Origin of the sequence: Pseudomonas sp. C6002 (genome assembly GCF_013385805.1) — a bacterium.
GTDB lineage: Bacteria > Pseudomonadota > Gammaproteobacteria > Pseudomonadales > Pseudomonadaceae > Aquipseudomonas.
The window spans coordinates 206,891-224,395 of sequence record NZ_JACAPH010000027.1 but is presented as its reverse complement, the minus strand read 5'-3'; the positions used below and the strand labels follow the sequence as shown (position 1 = coordinate 224,395).

16 protein-coding genes and 1 tRNA gene are annotated in these 17,505 nt (G+C 61.4%); 11 read left to right on the top strand and 6 right to left on the bottom strand.

Annotated features, from left to right (window positions below):
* Positions 1-75 precede the first annotated feature (75 nt).
* From HX817_RS18235 to HX817_RS18220, 4 genes are all read left to right on the top strand, one after another.
* On the top strand, positions 76-2,292 hold the full coding sequence (locus HX817_RS18235; protein WP_177040782.1) for an AsmA family protein: 2,217 nt from the start codon (positions 76-78) through the stop codon (positions 2,290-2,292).
* Positions 2,289-3,356: an A/G-specific adenine glycosylase gene (gene mutY / locus HX817_RS18230; RefSeq protein WP_008435691.1), complete on the top strand. Its 1,068-nt coding sequence runs from the start codon at positions 2,289-2,291 to the stop codon at positions 3,354-3,356. The genes HX817_RS18235 and mutY overlap by 4 nt, the downstream gene beginning before the upstream one ends.
* Positions 3,353-3,625: an oxidative damage protection protein gene (locus tag HX817_RS18225; protein WP_087693327.1), complete on the top strand. Its 273-nt coding sequence runs from the start codon at positions 3,353-3,355 to the stop codon at positions 3,623-3,625. Before mutY ends, HX817_RS18225 begins: the two co-directional genes overlap by 4 nt.
* 103 nt (positions 3,626-3,728) lie before the next feature.
* A tRNA-Phe gene (locus HX817_RS18220) sits at positions 3,729-3,804 on the top strand.
* A 91-nt stretch (positions 3,805-3,895) separates the two neighbouring features.
* On the opposite strand, the gene HX817_RS18215 is transcribed toward HX817_RS18220, so the two are convergent.
* The 3 genes from HX817_RS18215 to HX817_RS18205 form a co-directional block, all read right to left on the bottom strand.
* The gene (locus HX817_RS18215) at positions 3,896-4,171 is read right to left on the bottom strand and encodes a hypothetical protein (protein WP_008435692.1); all 276 of its coding nucleotides are present in this window, start codon (positions 4,169-4,171) and stop codon (positions 3,896-3,898) included.
* Positions 4,172-4,423: 252 nt separating this feature from the next.
* Positions 4,424-6,064, bottom strand: coding sequence for a glycosyltransferase family 39 protein (locus HX817_RS18210; RefSeq protein ID WP_177040780.1), 1,641 nt, complete (start codon positions 6,062-6,064; stop codon positions 4,424-4,426).
* Positions 6,065-6,151: 87 nt separating this feature from the next.
* Positions 6,152-7,117: an arsenic resistance protein gene (locus HX817_RS18205; RefSeq protein ID WP_177040778.1), complete on the bottom strand. Its 966-nt coding sequence runs from the start codon at positions 7,115-7,117 to the stop codon at positions 6,152-6,154.
* A gap of 172 nt (positions 7,118-7,289) precedes the next feature.
* Between HX817_RS18205 and HX817_RS18200 the strand changes: the two genes are divergently transcribed.
* Positions 7,290-8,210, top strand: coding sequence for an alpha/beta fold hydrolase (locus HX817_RS18200; RefSeq protein WP_102367918.1), 921 nt, complete (start codon positions 7,290-7,292; stop codon positions 8,208-8,210).
* A 73-nt stretch (positions 8,211-8,283) separates the two neighbouring features.
* Positions 8,284-8,697: a hypothetical protein gene (locus tag HX817_RS18195; RefSeq protein ID WP_177040776.1), complete on the top strand. Its 414-nt coding sequence runs from the start codon at positions 8,284-8,286 to the stop codon at positions 8,695-8,697.
* 135 nt (positions 8,698-8,832) lie between these two features.
* On the opposite strand, the gene gabP is transcribed toward HX817_RS18195, so the two are convergent.
* Positions 8,833-10,224 (bottom strand): GABA permease, encoded by a 1,392-nt coding sequence (gabP, locus tag HX817_RS18190; protein WP_003218057.1) that lies wholly within the window; start codon positions 10,222-10,224, stop codon positions 8,833-8,835.
* Positions 10,225-10,778: 554 nt separating this feature from the next.
* Between gabP and HX817_RS18185 the strand changes: the two genes are divergently transcribed.
* The 5 genes from HX817_RS18185 (at position 10,779) to HX817_RS18165 (ending at position 15,010) form a co-directional block, all read left to right on the top strand.
* Positions 10,779-11,552 carry an ABC transporter ATP-binding protein gene (locus HX817_RS18185; RefSeq protein ID WP_003218059.1) on the top strand — a complete coding sequence of 258 codons (774 nt, stop codon included), beginning with the start codon at positions 10,779-10,781 and terminating at the stop codon, positions 11,550-11,552.
* Between the two features lie 13 nt (positions 11,553-11,565).
* Positions 11,566-12,318 (top strand): ABC transporter substrate-binding protein, encoded by a 753-nt coding sequence (locus tag HX817_RS18180; RefSeq protein WP_003218061.1) that lies wholly within the window; start codon positions 11,566-11,568, stop codon positions 12,316-12,318.
* Positions 12,319-12,391: 73 nt separating this feature from the next.
* On the top strand, positions 12,392-13,087 hold the full coding sequence (locus tag HX817_RS18175; protein ID WP_003218063.1) for an ABC transporter permease: 696 nt from the start codon (positions 12,392-12,394) through the stop codon (positions 13,085-13,087).
* 38 nt (positions 13,088-13,125) lie between these two features.
* Complete coding sequence (locus HX817_RS18170) at positions 13,126-13,815, top strand: ABC transporter permease (protein ID WP_177040799.1); 690 nt, start codon at positions 13,126-13,128, stop codon at positions 13,813-13,815.
* Complete coding sequence (locus HX817_RS18165) at positions 13,796-15,010, top strand: methyltransferase (RefSeq protein ID WP_177040774.1); 1,215 nt, start codon at positions 13,796-13,798, stop codon at positions 15,008-15,010. Before HX817_RS18170 ends, HX817_RS18165 begins: the two co-directional genes overlap by 20 nt.
* A 242-nt stretch (positions 15,011-15,252) precedes the next feature.
* Here HX817_RS18165 and bcsQ read toward each other — a convergent pair whose 3' ends face one another.
* Positions 15,253-16,194, bottom strand: coding sequence for a cellulose biosynthesis protein BcsQ (gene bcsQ / locus HX817_RS18160; protein ID WP_008435707.1), 942 nt, complete (start codon positions 16,192-16,194; stop codon positions 15,253-15,255).
* Between the two features lie 173 nt (positions 16,195-16,367).
* Complete coding sequence (locus HX817_RS18155) at positions 16,368-17,495, bottom strand: cell division protein FtsQ (RefSeq protein WP_008435708.1); 1,128 nt, start codon at positions 17,493-17,495, stop codon at positions 16,368-16,370.
* Positions 17,496-17,505 lie beyond the last annotated feature (10 nt).

Here is a 17,505-nt window from a genome sequence, read left to right as displayed (position 1 = left end):
TCCCTAAACAGCCATAGGGCTACGAGCGTTATACTCTTCGGCTAAATTTTAAAATCGACATACAAGGACTCGCCCATGAAAGCGTTCGGCAAAATCCTGGGTCTGGTACTTCTCGGGCTGTTGCTGATCATTGTGGCTCTAGGCTTTGCCCTGACCCATCTCTTCGATCCCAACGACTACAAAGACGAGATTCGCCAGATTGCCCGCGACAAGGCCCACATCGAGCTGACGCTCAATGGCGACATCGGCTGGAGCCTGTTCCCCTGGCTCGGTCTTGAATTGCACGAGGCCAGCGTTGCGACCCTGACCAATCCGAGCCAACCGTTTGCCGATCTGCAGATGCTCGGCCTGTCGGTGCGCGTGCTGCCGCTGCTGCGCCGTGAAGTGCAGATGAGCGATGTACGTGTCGAAGGCCTGAACCTGCGCCTGAACAAAGACGTGCATGGCCACGGCAACTGGGAAGACATCGGCAAGAATGTGCCGGACCCGGCTACCGCCGCCACCACGCCTGCCGTGGCTGAAGCGGCCACACCGCCCAAGCCTGAAAAGCCGCCGCAGCCGATCCGCCTGGACATCGACAGCCTGACCATCAACAACGCCCGCGTCGAATACAACGACGAGCAGACCGGCAAGCAGTTCAGCGCCGAAAGCATCCAGCTGAGTGCCGGCGCCGTGCACGAAGGTGCAAGCATCCCGGTCAAACTCACCGCGTTCTTCGGCACCAACCAGCCGCTGATGCGCGTCAAGACCGAGGTCAACGGCAACCTGCGCATTCAGCGCGCCCTCAAGCGCTACCAGTTCGAAGACATGAAGGTCACTGGTGAAGCCACCGGCGAGCCGCTGCAAGGCAAGACCGTGACCTTTTCGACCCAGGGCCAATTGCTGGTGGACCAGTCTGCGAATATCGCCGAATGGACCGGCATGAAGTTGTCGCTGAACCAACTGCGCGCCCTGGGCGAGCTGAAGGTCAACGACCTGGACAAGACTCCACAGCTCAGCGGCGCCCTGTCGATTGCCCAGTTTGACCTGGCCAAGTTCCTCGACAGCGTCGGCAACCCGCTGCCACCGATGGCCGCCGGCAGCCTGAGCAAGGTCGAACTGGTCAGCCGCCTCAAGGGCACGCCGACCAGCCTGGCGCTTGAAGACCTCAACCTGAAACTCGACGACAGCACCTTCACCGGTCGCGTGGCCGTGGATGATTTCGCCAGGCAATCCCTGCGGGTGCAGCTCAAGGCCGATACGTTCAACGCCGACAACTACCTGCCGGCCAAGTCCGAAGCCGCCAAGGGCGCTGCGGCCGCGCGCCAGGCTGAAGTGCAGAACAGCGAAGCCGGCGCCATGGCGGCCGGTGGCACCACACCGTTGCCGGACGCCCCGACCAAAGCCGCGTGGAGTACCGACAAGCTGCTGCCGCTGACCCGCCTGCGCACCCTGGACGTAAACGCCGACCTGTCCTTTGGCCAACTGACCCTGAGCAAGCTGCCGATCCAGAATGCCGCCCTGAAAGCCTCCGGCCTCGATGGCCAGCTCAAGCTCGATACCTTGAGCGGCGGCCTCTACAACGGCACCTTCCAGGCCAACGGCAACCTTGACGTGCGCCAGGACATCCCGCTGCTGGCGCTGCAAACCCGCATCAAGCAGGTACCGGTCGAACGCATCCTGCAAGCCCAGGGGCAGAACCCGCCGGTGAAGGGCCAGCTCACCCTCGACAGCAACCTCAACGGCCGCGGCAATAGCCAGAAAGCCCTGATCGACAGCCTCAACGGTACCGCCAGCTTCGCGATCAACAACGGCGTGCTGCTCAACGCCAACATCGAGCAACAGCTGTGCACCGGCATCGCCCTGCTCAACCGCAAGACCCTCAGCGGCGACCAGCGCGGCAAGGACACCCCGTTCCAGGAACTCAAGGGCAACCTGACCTTCCGCAATGGCGTGGCCAGCAACCCCGACCTGAAAGTGCGCATCCCGGGCCTGACCGTCAACGGCGACGGTGACGTCGACCTGCGCGTGCTGGGCATGGACTACCGCGTCGGCATCATCGTCGAAGGCGACCAGCGCGACGTGCCGGACCCGGCTTGCCAGGTGGGCTCCAACTTCCAGAACATCGAAGTCCCGCTGCGCTGCCGTGGCCCGCTGGAACTGGGCGCCAAGGCCTGCCGCCTGGACAAGGACGGCTTGAGCCAGGTCGCCATCAAGGCGGCGGGCAACAAGCTCAGCGAGAAGCTTGAACAGAAGCTCGACAAGGTCAATCCACAGCTGAAAGACGCGCTTAAAGGCCTGTTCAAACGATGAGAAACGAGCAGTTTTCAACGGCGGTGCTCGACTGGTACGACCGCCACGGTCGCCATGACCTGCCCTGGCAACAGGGCATCACGCCTTACCGGGTGTGGGTCTCGGAGATCATGTTGCAGCAGACCCAGGTCAGCACCGTGCTGAACTACTTCGACCGGTTCATGGCGTCCTTGCCAACGGTCGAAGCCCTGGCTGCCGCGCCGGAAGACGAAGTGCTGCACCTGTGGACCGGGCTGGGTTACTACACCCGGGCGCGCAACCTGCAAAAGACCGCGAAGATCGTCGTTGCCGAATATGGCGGCGAGTTTCCCCGTGACGTCGAAAAACTCACCGAACTGCCCGGCATTGGCCTGTCCACCGCGGGTGCGATTGCCAGCCTGAGCATGGGCCTGCGAGCGCCGATCCTCGATGGCAACGTCAAACGCGTGCTGGCGCGCTTTACCGCGCAAGAGGGTTACCCGGGCGAGCCGAAGGTCGCCAAACAGCTGTGGGCCACCGCAGAGCGCTTTACGCCCCATGACCGCGTCAACGCCTACACCCAGGCCATGATGGACATGGGCGCCACCCTCTGCACCCGCAGCAAGCCCAGCTGCCTGCTGTGCCCGCTGGAAAAGGGCTGCGAAGCGCACCTGCTCGGCCTGGAAACCCGCTACCCGATCCCCAAGCCACGCAAGACCGTGCCCCAGAAGCGCACGCTGATGCCGATGCTGGCCAATGGCGAGGGCGCGATCCTGCTTTACCGTCGCCCCTCCACAGGCCTGTGGGGCGGTTTGTGGAGCCTGCCGGAGCTGGATGACCTGGCCGACCTGGAACACCTGGCCAACCAGCACTCGCTGGCGCTGGGCAAACACCAGGAGCTGCCGAGCCTGATCCACACCTTCAGCCACTTCCAACTGGCTATCGAACCCTGGCTGGTCCAGGTCCAGGAGTCTGCCCATCACGTGGCCGAGGCTGACTGGCTCTGGTATAACCTCGCCACCCCGCCGCGCCTGGGCCTTGCCGCCCCGGTGAAAAAACTGCTGAAGCGCGCGGCTGAAGTATTGAACGCAGGAGTTCCGTCATGACCCGCACCATCATCTGCCGCAAGTACCACGAAGAACTGCCCGCCCTGGAGCGCGCCCCGTTCCCTGGCGCCAAGGGCCAGGACATTTTCGACAACGTCTCCGCCAAGGCCTGGGCTGACTGGCAAAAGCACCAGACCCTGTTGATCAACGAAAAGCGCCTGAACATGATGAACGCCGAAGACCGCAAATACCTGCAGGGCGAAATGGACAAGTACTTTTCCGGCGAGGATTACGCCAAGGCCGACGGCTACGTGCCACCTGCTGAATAATTGATCAAATTTGGGGGTTGGCCCGTAAGCGACGGTAATAATTAAATATTTTTTGAAAACTTGCTTGACGACCCCCTGAAAAACCCGTTTAATGCGCCCCGTTGCCCAGATAGCTCAGTCGGTAGAGCAGGGGATTGAAAATCCCCGTGTCGGCGGTTCGATTCCGTCTCTGGGCACCACTAATTAGTTTCAGGTGGTGCAAACGTCATCTGAAACACACAAAAAACCCGCCTGGTGCGGGTTTTTTGTTGCCTGGCGTTTTTGACTCCTTCAGCCCCCGCCCCGCATCAACGTCAACACCGCAACCCGCTCCTGCTCGGAGATGTGAAAACCACTCTCCTCCACGCGCGCAATCCAATCCTGCGCCGAGAGCGACTCGCCAAAACGCACCAGGCGTCCGTAGCGCCTGAACACAGCCTCCAGCACGCTGATCATCGAGGGGTAGCTGCAGCCTCCGTCAAAACAGATGCTGAGGCCGCCAAGCCAGGAACGGCCGATCACGTGGGCACTACCGACGCTCTCGGCACCGGCATACTCAAAATCCATTTTTACTGCTTCCATGTCGCACCCAAACTCATCACCACGAAAGTACCCAAGCCTAGCAGGCGCCTGTTTTGCGGCAGGCTGCAAAGCACTCCAATTAGACCAACCGGTCATCCAGGCGGCGACCATACAGTAAGACGATCCAAAGCGCCGGTTATCAACACCTCATTCCGACCCTATTGATCCATCCTTAATTCCCCAGTGATCGCCACTCTTGTCGGCGTTACCACCGACAAGGATGTCAAGGCGACTGAGTCACTTCACCAGGAACACCAGCAGCGGGTTGTCATTCAACCGCCCATTGAACACCGGCGCCATGTGTTCCAGCGGCGTGCCGCTGAGCAATGCGGTTTGCTTGCGCTCCACAATCACCCAGGCGGGGCGCGGCAGTGTATTCACCAGCAAGGGTTGGTTGCGCCCGATGAACAGCGGCTGCTCGTCGTGATCCAGGTTCATGATGTAGCGAATCGCCCAGGTGTCCTTGGCCAGATCGACGAACACCAGGGTCCCGGGATTATCGGCACGCAGCTTTTCCACCGCGCTTACGAAGTTCCTGGTGTCGAATTGCAGGTCCTTGGCCGGCTCCACAACCTTCACCAGCACCAGCCATTGGGTGGCCAGCGCAATCAGGCTGAGCACCACTAGGCGCTGGCCGAGATTGCCCTGCAAACGGCGCCAGGCAATCACGGCTGCGAGTTGCAGCACGATCAGCACACCCACCAGCGCCGGCACTGAAACGTCCGGCCAGTAGCCGTGCTTGTGCCACAGATGCCGACAGACAAACACCACGACAATGCCCAGCACCGGCAGGACCGCCACCAGCCACTCATAGCCACGCCGCACGCCGAGCAACCAGCCCTGGGCCTGGAGCAAGCCATAGGCGGCCACCGCGGCAAACATCGGGACCATGGGGACGATGTAATAGGCGCGCTTGAAGTGCGGCACCGACAAGCCCAGCAAAATCATCAGTCCGCAGGCGGCCAAACGCAGCATCAACTGCACATCGGCATCGTCGTGGCGGGCCGACCATTTGTGGCGCAGGGCAATCATCGTCGCCAGGGCCAGCGGCACCACCGGGAAATAGCGGTACAGGCTCAGCTTGAAGTAGAAGTAGAACGCCTCACCGGTTTCATCAAGGCGCCCGGTGAATTGCATCCGCAGCACATCATCGACGAAAGCATCGCCCCCGCTGATCCGCGCCAGTTTCAACAGCGCCCACCAACAGCCGGCCAGCAGGATCAAACCGACCACGCCGTGGGCAATCACCTTTTTCAGCAGTGCAATCCGCTCTTGCCGCGTACGAGCGGTGCCCAGCGCCCAGTAGACACAGGCCACCCCGCACACCTCGATCAACCCCAGCGGCCCGCGAATGGCAAACGCCACCACGAACAACGGAAAGATCGCATATTGGCGCAGCCGCGAGCCCAGGCGCTCACCGGTATGCAGCAGGTAGAAACACCCCAGGCACAACAACGAGATCATCTGGTCCAGGCACACCGAGCGCGACTTCTCCAGCAACTGGGCAGTCAATGCGGTGAGCAGCACCGTCAGCAGCGCCCACGCCCGGCCCGACGGCACCAGCAAGCGGTAGATCAGCGCCATGACCCCGGCAGACGCCAGGGCGGTGGGCATCACGTTAGCCAGGTCGTTGGGCGCGCCGAATAAACAGGCAAAGAGGTAGCTGAGGTAGGTCGCGGTGCCCGGATAGTCCGGGTAAGGCTCACCGTAGGTGGTAGGAAACAGGCTCGCACCGTGGCGAAACATCTCTTGCATGAACACGGCCCAGCGACCGTCGAAGCCCTGTGGCTGCTGGTCCCAGATGCCCAGGGTGAACAGCAGCAAGGCGATAAGGAAAATACCCAGCGATTCCATTCGAAAGCGATTGTGTTGATCCATTATTCAGCCTGTCAGGTGGGGTAAACCGGCTCATGTTGCCGAACGCCACCCTGAATAACCCCTGAACGGAATCAAACATTCATCCGCCTAACGACGAGCGGGCCAGATCAGCAGCGGCAACAGCCGGATATAGAGTAGCTCCCCTACCAATTCCACCAGGGTTTGCGTGATCACTGCGGCAGCAGCGAGCCCACGGATCTCTTCGGGTAACGCCAGCGCCAGCGGCAGCACCACCAGGGAATTACGCGTGGAGGCGCTGAAGGTGACCGCCCGCGCCGTGGGCGCCGATAGCTTGAACAGGCGCGAAGCCAGCGCCCCCATCAGCGGGGCCAGCAACAGGAAGCCGATATACACCGGGATCACCGGCGCCAGCAGGCCGATATCGCGGACCACGGCGGTGATCTGCGAACCGATCACCACCATCAGCACCAGCGCCATGGCCGGCACGGGCAGCCAGGCCCAGGCATCGTTCCAGGCACTGACGACCGGTGAGCGCCGGGACTGGGAAGTGGTCAGCACCGCCAGAATCATGGGGGCAACGATCAGCAGCAGGAAGGCCTCGACAAACGGCCCCACTGCAACCACTACCTGCGACTGCGCCCCCAGCATCAACCCCAGGTAGACCGGCAACAGCAGCAGTTGCAGCAACAACAGAATCGGGGTCGCTGCCAGCATCAACCGCGAGTCACCCTTGCCGATATGGGTAAACACCACCACGTAGTCGATGCACGGCGTCAACAGCACCAGCAACGCACCCACCAGGATCGCCGGGTGTTCCACCAGGCCCCGAGTCAGCGCCCACACCAGCAGCGGAATCAGGATGAAGTTGGCCAGCAGCAACGCGGCCATGAAGTGTTTGTTGCCCAGCCCCTGGCGCAGGTCCAGAAACGGGATTTGCAGGAACATCGCGTACATCAGCACGGCGATGGCGGGCGTAACCAGGGCGGCCACACCTTGAGACATGGAGGGCGCCAGCAGGCCGACAACGGCAGCCAGCACCACGCTGGCGAAGTAGATCGGGATCTGGTTTTGTTCGAGGGTGTCGCGGGTCATGGGCCGGCTCTGGTGGGCGAAAGGGTCTAAGCCTAGGCATCTGTGCCGCTCAGGTCGAGCCTCAGAAAAATCCCCGGGGTCTTCATAGCAGAAATTTGTTAGTTTCGACTTCTCATAAAACTGCGCACGGGCCTTTGACACCCCATCGAAAGCGCAATGATCGAGCCTGTTCATGAACCTGCCAGCCCGAACTCAAGCCGAAGCATTCCGCGAGCCCACAGCCGATGGGCATTCCATCGGCGGCTTCACGTGGCGCCATCCGCGCACAGACGTTGAACGCCCGGTCGTCATCATCAACGCCGCCACCTCCGTACGCTGCCGTCACTACTCACGGTTTGCCGATTACCTGTTTGCCAATGGCTTCGACGTCATCACCTACGACTACCGCGGCATCGGCGAATCCCGCAGCGGCTCGCTGAAAGGGTTCAAGGCCTCGTGGTCGGATTGGGGCGTGCTGGACTTCGAAGCGATCCTGCAGCGGGCCCAGCGGGAGTTTGCCGGCCAACCGATTGATGTGGTCGGGCACAGTTTTGGCGGATGTGCGGCGGGACTCGGGGCTTCCGGCGCAGTGATTCGGCGCCTGGTGACGGTAGGCGCGCAGTTTGCCTACTGGCGCGACTACGAGGCGAGCGGGCGCTGGCGGATGCTTGCCAAATGGCATGTGGTGATGCCGCTGGTGACAGCGGTTTTTGGCTACTTCCCGGGCAAACGCATAGGCTGGCTGGAGGATACCCCGGCGGGCGTGGTACGCGACTGGAGTACGCCGACGCCGAGTTATGAAAAACGTCCGAGTGGGCGAGCCTTGCCCGAGCTGCCGTTTTCGCGGGTGAAGGCACAGATATTGGCCATCAGCATTACCGACGATCCGTTTGGTACCGTCGCAGCAATCGAACGCCTGCTGGGTTACTTCGACGGCAGCGAGCGCACGCATCTGCGAATCGCGCCTGAAGATATCGGCGAAAAAGAGGTCGGACACTTCGCATTCTTTCGCAGCCAGTATCAAGATCGGTTGTGGCCGATTGCATTGGCTTGGCTGCAAAGGGGAGAGTTGGCCAACGGCACGCCGGGGCGCCAAGTGACGGATCGCACCTAGAAAGCCTTGGGATTTCTCCAGACCTGCGCTTCAATACCCCACCCCCAGATCCTGACACCAAGGACGTGAGCCCATGGCTTCGCCGAACAAGCAGCAAAAACGCGCCCACCGGGCAAAAGCCAAGGCCAAGCAGAATCGCACCCAACGCGCCGTCGCCACCAAGCCGGATGCCTTTGCCGGCGATGACAGCCGCATTGATCTTGAATCGGTGGATTTGACCGAGCTGTTCCTGGAGATGCGCACCGCTGGCGAAACCAGCCAGCAGGCGCTGTGTTCCGCGTTCCTGGCGCACCCGCTGCTGGCAGTGGTACTGGAGCAGGAAGGCGAAGAAGAAGCGACGGACTTTATCCTCGCGGCGCTGATTGAGTATCGCCAGTGGGCCACGGATACCGAGGATGAAGCGGCAGCGCTGGCGTGGATTGAATCGCCGGAGTTTCAGGCCGATTACGTCGCGGCGTCACAGGCGCTGGTTAGCTCCGAAGACTGATACAAAACGAAATGTGGGAGCGGGCTTGCTCGCGAAGGCAGTGTGTCAGTCAGCTCAAATGTCGACTGATCCACCGCATTCGCGAGCAAGCCCGCTCCCACATTTGATCAACGGTATTGCGACGAAAGCACTCCGTCAGTTAAGCACCGCAGCCCCAACCTTCCGGCCCTTGCGCCGACGCGACACCATCAGCCCCGCCGCAACTACCAGCAAGCTCAGGATCCCGGTGGCAATGATCTCCACCTGATGCGCTTCCTGGAACAACATGATCGTCAGCACGCCCACGATGAACACGATCACCGCATACGTCAGGCCCGGGAACAGCCACATCTTGAAGGCAATCTTCTCGCCCGCTTCCGTGCGTTTCTGGCGCATGCGCAGTTGCGACACGGCGATCACCAGGTACACCAGCAGCGCGATGGCGCCGGAGCTGGCCAGCAGGAATTCAAACACCGCCGCCGGTGCCACGTAGTTGGCGAATACCGCCAGGAACGCCGCGCCGGTAGACAGCAACACCGCCCAGTAAGGCGTGCCGCTCTTGTTGGTGATCTTGGACACCGCCGGTGCATCACCGCGACGGCCCAGGGAGAACATCATGCGCGAAGCGGTGTACAGCGCCGAGTTCAGGCAACTGGTCACGGCCACCAGCACCACCAGGTCAACGATCAGCTTGGCATTCGGGATGCCCATGCGTTCCAGCACGGTCTGGTAGGAACCGACCGCTGCCAGCGCAGGATCATTCCACGGCACCAGGGCCACGACGATGAAGATCGACACCAGGTAGAACAAGCCGATCCGCCAGATCACCGAGTTGGTGGCCTTGGAAATCTGCTGGCCCGGGTTCTTCGATTCAGCGGCCGCGATGGTCACGATCTCGGTGCCCATGAACGAGAACATGGTGGTCAGGATCGCCGCCAATACCGCGCCCATGCCGTTGGGCAGGAAGCCCTGGGTGTCGAACAGGTGCGAAACGCCGCTGACCTGACTGCCCGGCAGGAAGCCGAAGATCGCCAGGATGCCGAGAATCACAAACCCGATGATCGCCACCACTTTGATCAGCGCAAACCAGAACTCGAACTCGCCGTAGTTCTTCACACTGAACAGGTTGGTCGCGGTCAGCAGCAAGGTAATGATCAGGGTGAAGGCCCAGATCGCCACGCCGGGGAACCAGGCGTGCAGGATGGTCGCGGCAGCGTTGGCTTCCAGCGGAATCACCAGCACCCAGAACCACCAGTACAACCAGCCGATGGTGAAACCGGCCCAGTGCCCGATCGCACGGTCGGCATAAGTAGAGAACGAACCCGTGTCCGGCGATGCCACGGCCATCTCGGCCAGCATGCGCATCACCAACACCACCAGCGTACCGGCGGCGGCATAAGCCAGCAGCACGGCCGGGCCCGCCGCAGCAATCGCGTGGCCGGAGCCCACAAACAACCCGGCACCGATAACGCCGGCAATCGACAGCATGGTGACGTGACGCGGTTTGAGCCCCTGTTCGAGGTCATTGGAGCTTTGCGTACTACTCATTGACACACCTTTGCGAGGAATTGCGAATACGGTCCACCCGGTCTGGCGTCTTTCTCGTGAAAAGAAACCAACGGGGCGTTCTTTATTTTTTACGCAAGATTTGCGCCAAAATGTTACAGAGCCGCGATTGACGCGGGCTGTAGGGAAACTCAATAGCTCTCGTAAGTCACTGACACTAATGGCATTCCGCTATAGCGTTACTGTGCGACTCACTTGAAAGACGAATTAGCGCACCAAAAACACACACAATTTGTGCGTGACGCCCCATAAAAGGGCTGATAAGGACCGTTCGCCGGTTTAACCCTTCCAACACCCGGCCAAAGCTGGCACCATCGCGCCCTTTTTTACGCGAAACCTGTAGGAATACTGGTTCAAACGGCTGTTCGGTTGTTGATGGCGCGACACACTGCTGTGCCGATGCGACACCCTGCCGCAGACCGTCTGTTTACCGCCTGCAGGGCTGTTGGCTGTCATCCGGACGCTATGCTAGCTTGGCGCCTCGCCAGGAAGGCGGGCCAACAGCAGGAGCGCAATGAACACAATGAGGACCGCACATGGCTGAGGCCACGCCCGCGCTTGAAATCCGCAACTTGCATAAACGCTATGGTGAGCTGGAGGTGCTTAAAGGTATCTCGCTGACCGCCCGCGACGGCGATGTGATCTCGATCCTGGGTTCCTCCGGTTCCGGCAAGTCCACGTTCCTGCGCTGCATCAACCTGCTGGAAAACCCGCACCAGGGGCAAATCCTGGTGGCCGGTGAAGAGCTCAAGCTCAAGGCTGCGAAAAACGGCGAACTGGTGGCCGCCGACGGCAAACAGATCAACCGCCTGCGCAGCGAAATCGGTTTTGTGTTTCAAAACTTTAACCTGTGGCCGCACATGAGCGTCCTCGACAACATCATCGAGGCCCCGCGCCGCGTGCTCGGCCAGAGCAAGGCCGAAGCCACTGAAATCGCCGAAGCCTTGCTGGCCAAGGTCGGCATCAGTGACAAGCGTCATGCCTACCCCGCGCAACTGTCCGGCGGCCAGCAACAACGCGCCGCGATCGCACGCACCCTGGCCATGCAGCCCAAAGTCATCCTGTTCGACGAGCCCACATCGGCCCTTGACCCGGAAATGGTTCAGGAAGTACTTAATGTGATCCGCGCCCTGGCCGAAGAAGGCCGCACCATGCTGCTGGTCACCCATGAAATGGGCTTTGCCCGCCAGGTGTCCAGTGAAGTGGTGTTCCTGCACCAGGGCCTGGTCGAAGAGCAAGGATCGCCACAGCAGGTATTTGAAAACCCGCTTTCGGCGCGCTGCAAACAATTCATGTCCAGCAACCGCTAACGGAGCAACATGCATGCAGAACTATAAAAAATTCCTCTTGGCCGCCGCTGTTTCGATGGCGTTCAGCGCCACGGCGATGGCTGAAACCTTGAAAATGGGGATCGAAGCGGCCTACCCGCCGTTCAACAATAAAGATGCCAGCGGCAACGTCGTCGGCTTCGACAAGGACATCGGCGACGCCCTGTGCGCCAAGATGAAAGTCGAGAAGTGCGAAGTGTATGTCTCCGACTGGGACGGCATTATCCCGGCCCTGAATGCCAAGAAGTTCGACTTCCTGGTCTCCTCGCTGTCCATCACCGATGAACGCAAGCAGGCCGTCGACTTCACCGACCCGTACTATTCCAACAAGCTGCAGTTCATCGCGCCCAAAGCCAACAAAGACTTCAAGACCGACGCGGACTACCTGAAGGGCAAGATCATCGGTGCACAGCGCGCAACGCTGGCCGGTACCTACCTGGAAGACAAGCTGCCGGACACCACCGCCAAGCTCTACGACACCCAGGAAAACGCCTACCTCGACCTGACTTCCGGCCGCCTGGACGGGATGCTCGCCGACAAGTACGTGCAGTACGAGTGGCTGAAAAGCAAAGACGGCTCCGCCTACGAATTCAAGGGCGACCCGGTGGTCGAGAGCGACAAGATCGGTATCGCCGTACGCAAAGGCGACCCGCTGCGCGAGCGCTTGAACAAAGCCCTGGCTGAAATCAAGGCCGACGGCACCTACAAGAAGATCAACGACAAGTACTTCCCTTTCAGTATCGAGTGATCCTGAATGGCCTGCCCGGCGTGCTCGCTTGAGTGCGCCGGTCCTGAGCTTTGCCTTGCGAAACGACTAAACCATGAATTTCGACCTCTACGGATTCGGCCCGGCGCTCGCCGCCGGCGCGCTGATGACCGTCAAGCTGGCGCTCACCGCCCTGTGCCTCGGGCTGGTGCTCGGGCTGGCCGGCGCCCTGGCCAAGACTTCCCCGTACAAGCCGCTGCAATGGCTTGGCGGCAGCTACTCCACCCTGGTTCGCGGCATCCCGGAACTGCTGTGGGTCCTGCTGATCTATTTCGGCACGGTCAACCTGATGCGCTCCCTCGGGGAGTTTTTCGGCAACCCCGACCTTTCCCTCAGCGCTTTCGCCGCCGGGGTGATCGCCCTGGGCCTGTGCTTTGGCGCCTACGCCACGGAAGTCTTCCGCGGCGCGATCCTGGCCATTCCCAAGGGCCACCGTGAAGCCGGTGTCGCACTGGGCTTGTCGAAAGTCCGGATCTTCACCCGCTTGATCATGCCGCAAATGTGGCGCATCGCGCTGCCGGGCCTGGGCAACCTGTTCATGATTCTGATGAAGGACACCGCGCTGGTCTCGGTGATCGGCCTGGAAGAAATCATGCGCCACGCGCAGATCGGCGTGACCGTCACCAAGCAGCCCTTCACCTTCTTTATGGTCGCGGCCTTCATGTACCTGGGCCTCACTGTCCTGGCGATGACCGGCATGCACTTCCTGGAAAAACGTGCCGCGCGCGGCTTTGCGAGGAGCACGCAATGAGTGGCGACTACAGCTGGCTGTCGCATTTCGACCTGGGCCTGAACTGGGCCGTGATCATCAAATGGCTGCCGAAACTGGCCCAGGGCGCAACCCTGACCCTGGAGCTGGTGGCCATCGCCGTGATCGCCGGCCTGCTGCTGGCAATCCCGCTGGGCATCGCCCGCTCGTCACGCCTGTGGTACGTGCGCACCCTGCCCTACTGCTACATTTTCTTCTTCCGCGGCACGCCGCTGCTGGTGCAGCTGTTCCTGGTGTACTACGGCCTGGCACAGTTCGACGCCGTGCGTGAAAGCTTCATGTGGCCGTACCTGCGGGACCCGTTCTGGTGCGCCACCGCCACCATGACGCTGCACACCGCCGCCTATATCGCCGAGATCCTGCGTGGCGCGATCCAGGCCATCCCGTCGGGTGAAATCGAAGCCGCGCGGGCGCTGGGCATGTCCAGGCCCAAGGCGCTGTTCTACATCATCCTGCCGCGTGCCGCGCGCATCGGCCTGCCGGCCTACAGCAACGAAGTGATCCTGATGCTCAAGGCCAGCGCCCTGGCCAGTACCGTGACCCTGCTGGAACTGACCGGCATGGCCCGCACGATCATTGCCCGCACCTACCTGCCGGTAGAGATCTTCTTCGCTGCCGGGTTGTTCTACCTGCTGATGTCCTACGTCCTGGTGCGCTTCTTCAAGCTGCTGGAGCGCTGGTTGCGGGTCGATGCCTGCCAGGGCCGCTGACGCCTTGTTGACGGGTGAGCAACTGCTCGCCCGCTTCCAGGCGCTGGATGCGTTCCTCACCGAACATCAAGGGCTGTGGCGACCACGGCCCTTTACTCACCTGCAATTGCCGTGGGAAACCCAGCATCCCGAACTGGCCCATTGGCTGCGCCAGCGCTCGCTGGCCGAAGCGGAAAGCAGCCATAACCAGCCTCACCACCTGCCGGCGCCTGCGCCTTTCCCTGAGCTGGCCATGCAGTCGCTGAATCTCAGTGCTGTGGATAACTTACCGTCCCGCCCGCTACCGGCCGCCCGTCATCGCCTGAACGTCGATGTACCCGGCCGCAAATGGCAGCAGATCGAAGCCTTCGGCGCCGCGCTGCAATTTCGCCAAACCCCCGAACACTGGCTCGACTGGTGTGCCGGCAAGGGCCACCTCGGCCGCCGCCTGTTGCAACCCGAGCAGCAACTGACCTGCCTGGAATACGACCCGGCCCTCATCGCCTCAGGGCAAGCCCTCAGCGAACACCATCAATTGCCCGTCACCCATCGCCTGCAAGACGTGATGGCCGACGTACAGATCAGCCGCGACCAAACCCCTGTGGCACTGCACGCCTGCGGCGACCTGCATGTGCGCCTGCTCCGACTGGCCAGCGCCGCCGGCTGCCAGCAGTTGGCCGTGGCGCCCTGCTGCTACAACCGCATCCGCGCCGAGCAGTACCAGCCGCTGTCGATTGCCGCCCAGGCGTCGTCACTGCATTTATCGGTGGAAGACCTCGGCCTGCCGCTGAGCGAAACCGTTACCGCAGGCGCGCGGGTGCGTCAGCAGCGCGATACGTCGATGGCCAGGCGCCTGGGTTTTGATGTTCTGCAGCGGCAACTGCGCAAGAGCGATGCTTACCTGCCCACTCCGTCCCTGCCCGCGAGTTGGCTGGCCAAGCCGTTCGCCGACTACTGCCGCGAACTGGCGGCCCTCAAGGGATTATCCACAGGGGAACAGGATTGGTCGGCACTGGAGGCCCAAGGCTGGCAGCGCTTGGCACAGGTGCGAAACCTGGAATTAGTGCGTGGTCTGTTTCGGCGCCCGCTGGAAATGTGGCTGGTACTGGACCGGGCATTGTTTCTCGAAGAAAACGGTTACAGGGTTCAAGTCGGCAGCTTCTGCGAAACACCGCTCACCCCGCGCAACCTGATGCTGCTCGCCGAGCGCAATTAAAGGGCATTTTGTCGCAGCGTGCCCTGTGGATAACTCTGTTGATGGAATTCTGGCAGAGGCCCTGCCGGCAAGCTTCGCGGGGCAAAATGCTGACTGGTCATTTTTTGTTCACAAAATAAAACGCACGCAAAACAGGCAGTTGCAGCGTGATGAGAACCGCTCCGCAAAATTGCGGTTTGATGACAGGTCGAACCAACCGATTGTGCATAAGCATCTGAGGTTAGCGGCATAACCCGGGCTTTTCAGTGGGCAACCAGCAGGCGGCAAAGCGCGTTTATATCGTCACAGGCCATGCTTGCGGCTTGGTTATCCAGCGGATCGCTGCCAAAAGCCAGGGCCTCGCTGATCGCCGGATCCCGATGCACCACCTCCAACAGGCTGTCACCCAGGCGCTTCCTGAACACCTCGACCATGTCCAGGCTAAAGCCCGAGGTCTCGTCGAGTTGGTTGATCACGAAGTGGCAACGCAGCGCCGGCCGATCATCAAGGTGTGGCGCCAGCAACTGCTCCATCTGCTCCAGGGTGCCAAGGGAAGCCGCATCCGCCTGGGCGATGACCAGCACCACATCGGCCACGTTCAGTGCCTGATGCAGGTAGACGTTATTACCCGCCGGGGTGTCGATGATCACCGTGTCCTGCTCACCCAAGCCCAGGGCCGACAAATGTTGCGCCAGCCAATGCGGCTCCTGTTTCAGCCAGCGCTGGAGGTCTTCCTGCTGACGGATATCGGTTTCGCCAAACGTGATCACCTGGCAACCGGCAAAGCCTGAATGAAGGATCTGGCTCCAGCGCTCGTTATGCAGGCTGGTGCGCCCGATGCCGGGCAAGGTGTGGCCCAGGCCGAAGTGGTGATAGAGCGCGTTTTGCGGGTCCAGGTCCAGCGCCACCACTGGCTGCCCCAGGCGCTGCAAACCGCTGCTCAGCGCGGTGGCCAGGGTGCTGCGCCCGACGCCGCCATTGACCGAAACCAGCGCTACCACCTTCGCCCGGATGTTCGCGGCTTCGCGGGACTGCTCGTTGGCACAAGGGGAATGTCGGGAGAACGACGCGCCACTGCCCATATTGAGGCTGGCACTGTCGTCGACCGGCATGTCTTCGAAGAACTGCAGCATCGAATCCATCCCTTGAACATCACTGGCAGTCGTCTTATCGAACAACGAAAAAAGATCATCGGTACGGCTCATCGCCAACACTCCCTCACGACGCATCTTAAAGACGTGAAAGGTCAGCTGTACTGATGCTTACCGCAGGTCTTTTTGTGGGCGCCTTTGTGTACGCATTCTGTGACAAAGGAATGAAAGTGTCATTATTTTGGTGTTTCTGAAGAAATCTTTAAGACGAGCGGTAAATGGTCAATTTACTGACTAATCTTTATCGGGTCGTAAGGTGTTTGCAAATCCCGCTCGGGGATCTCCCAGATCAGCAGCTTGGGCGGCGTCTGCTTGAACGCCGGGCTGTCGAAATAAGCCTTGGCGGCGCCTGAAAATTCGCCGCCGTCCTTGCTGAAGTTACCCACCGGAGCGTTCAGGGCTTTTTGCAGGAAACCCACGAAATTCGAATTGCGCGAAAACGAGGTACCGATCAGCGCCACGTTCGGCAGGCCGGCGTCACCAAACAAATCGTCAGGGTTACTCGACGCCGCCGGGCCGTTCTCATGCGCGGTGCTGGCCGCAACCTGCTCGCCCACCGGCTGTAACTTCGGCGGCAACCAGTCGAGACCGGCCAGGCGCACCAGGTCACCCGGACGCGGTGCGAGCGGTGCCTGGGTAATGTCGAAGGCTTGCTCCGGCGTGGCCTGGATACCGCGCTGCTGGATGCGCAGGGCCACGGCGCGGGCGCCGGCATTCGAGCCGATTTCGCTCCAGTGCGTGTCGGTACGCAGGTAGGCGTCCGGGCCGAGGGGTTTCAGGGTGTCGGTCAAATCCAGCACTTCAACGCCCGCCGCTTGCAACAGCGTGCTCCATTGCTGGATCCGGCCATCCAGCACGGCCGGACGATACAAGCCGCAACGCTGGGCAGCGGCGATGCGGGTTTTATCCGGCACCACCATCACTTGCAGATCAATACCGCGCTGGCCTAGCTGCTTTTTCAGGTCGATCACCGCGTCGGCCTTGGTGCGCGCATTGTCTTCGGCATGCCGGTTGAGCTTCAGTTCATCGCTGATAAACAGCCAGCCCGGGCAGCCCTGGCGCACCCGCGGCCCGGTGTCGCCGAACGCCAGCCAACTGGCGCCGCGCTCCAGGTTTGCCGCTTCGATGGCCATCGGTGCCTTGGACAGTTCCTTGGCAAACCGATGGGTCACTTCACCGTGCAGCAGCATGTCGCTGTCGACCTTGGGCGGCAGGAAACTCACCGGCCCCTTGACCATCAGCCAGACGCAAGACAACAGCCCCGCCGCCAGGAAAGGCACCAACACCCAGCCCGCCAGGGGGCTGGTGCGGACGGCCAATTCACTCGGTGGGGTCGGCGCGGTAGGGGCGGGCATCGTCAGGCTT

Excerpts from the sequence above, each read along its gene's own strand:
- HX817_RS18235 (WP_177040782.1), top strand. The coding sequence starts at position 76 with ATGAAAGCGTTCGGCAAAATCCTGGGTCTGGTACTTCTCGGGCTGTTG.
- mutY (WP_008435691.1), top strand. The coding sequence starts at position 2,289 with ATGAGAAACGAGCAGTTTTCAACGGCGGTGCTCGACTGGTACGACCGC.
- HX817_RS18225 (WP_087693327.1), top strand. The coding sequence starts at position 3,353 with ATGACCCGCACCATCATCTGCCGCAAGTACCACGAAGAACTGCCCGCC.
- HX817_RS18215 (WP_008435692.1), bottom strand. The coding sequence starts at position 4,171 with ATGGATTTTGAGTATGCCGGTGCCGAGAGCGTCGGTAGTGCCCACGTG.
- HX817_RS18210 (WP_177040780.1), bottom strand. The coding sequence starts at position 6,064 with ATGGATCAACACAATCGCTTTCGAATGGAATCGCTGGGTATTTTCCTT.
- HX817_RS18205 (WP_177040778.1), bottom strand. The coding sequence starts at position 7,117 with ATGACCCGCGACACCCTCGAACAAAACCAGATCCCGATCTACTTCGCC.
- HX817_RS18200 (WP_102367918.1), top strand. The coding sequence starts at position 7,290 with ATGAACCTGCCAGCCCGAACTCAAGCCGAAGCATTCCGCGAGCCCACA.
- HX817_RS18195 (WP_177040776.1), top strand. The coding sequence starts at position 8,284 with ATGGCTTCGCCGAACAAGCAGCAAAAACGCGCCCACCGGGCAAAAGCC.
- gabP (WP_003218057.1), bottom strand. The coding sequence starts at position 10,224 with ATGAGTAGTACGCAAAGCTCCAATGACCTCGAACAGGGGCTCAAACCG.
- HX817_RS18185 (WP_003218059.1), top strand. The coding sequence starts at position 10,779 with ATGGCTGAGGCCACGCCCGCGCTTGAAATCCGCAACTTGCATAAACGC.
- HX817_RS18180 (WP_003218061.1), top strand. The coding sequence starts at position 11,566 with ATGCAGAACTATAAAAAATTCCTCTTGGCCGCCGCTGTTTCGATGGCG.
- HX817_RS18175 (WP_003218063.1), top strand. The coding sequence starts at position 12,392 with ATGAATTTCGACCTCTACGGATTCGGCCCGGCGCTCGCCGCCGGCGCG.
- HX817_RS18165 (WP_177040774.1), top strand. The coding sequence starts at position 13,796 with ATGCCTGCCAGGGCCGCTGACGCCTTGTTGACGGGTGAGCAACTGCTC.
- bcsQ (WP_008435707.1), bottom strand. The coding sequence starts at position 16,194 with ATGAGCCGTACCGATGATCTTTTTTCGTTGTTCGATAAGACGACTGCC.
- HX817_RS18155 (WP_008435708.1), bottom strand. The coding sequence starts at position 17,495 with ATGCCCGCCCCTACCGCGCCGACCCCACCGAGTGAATTGGCCGTCCGC.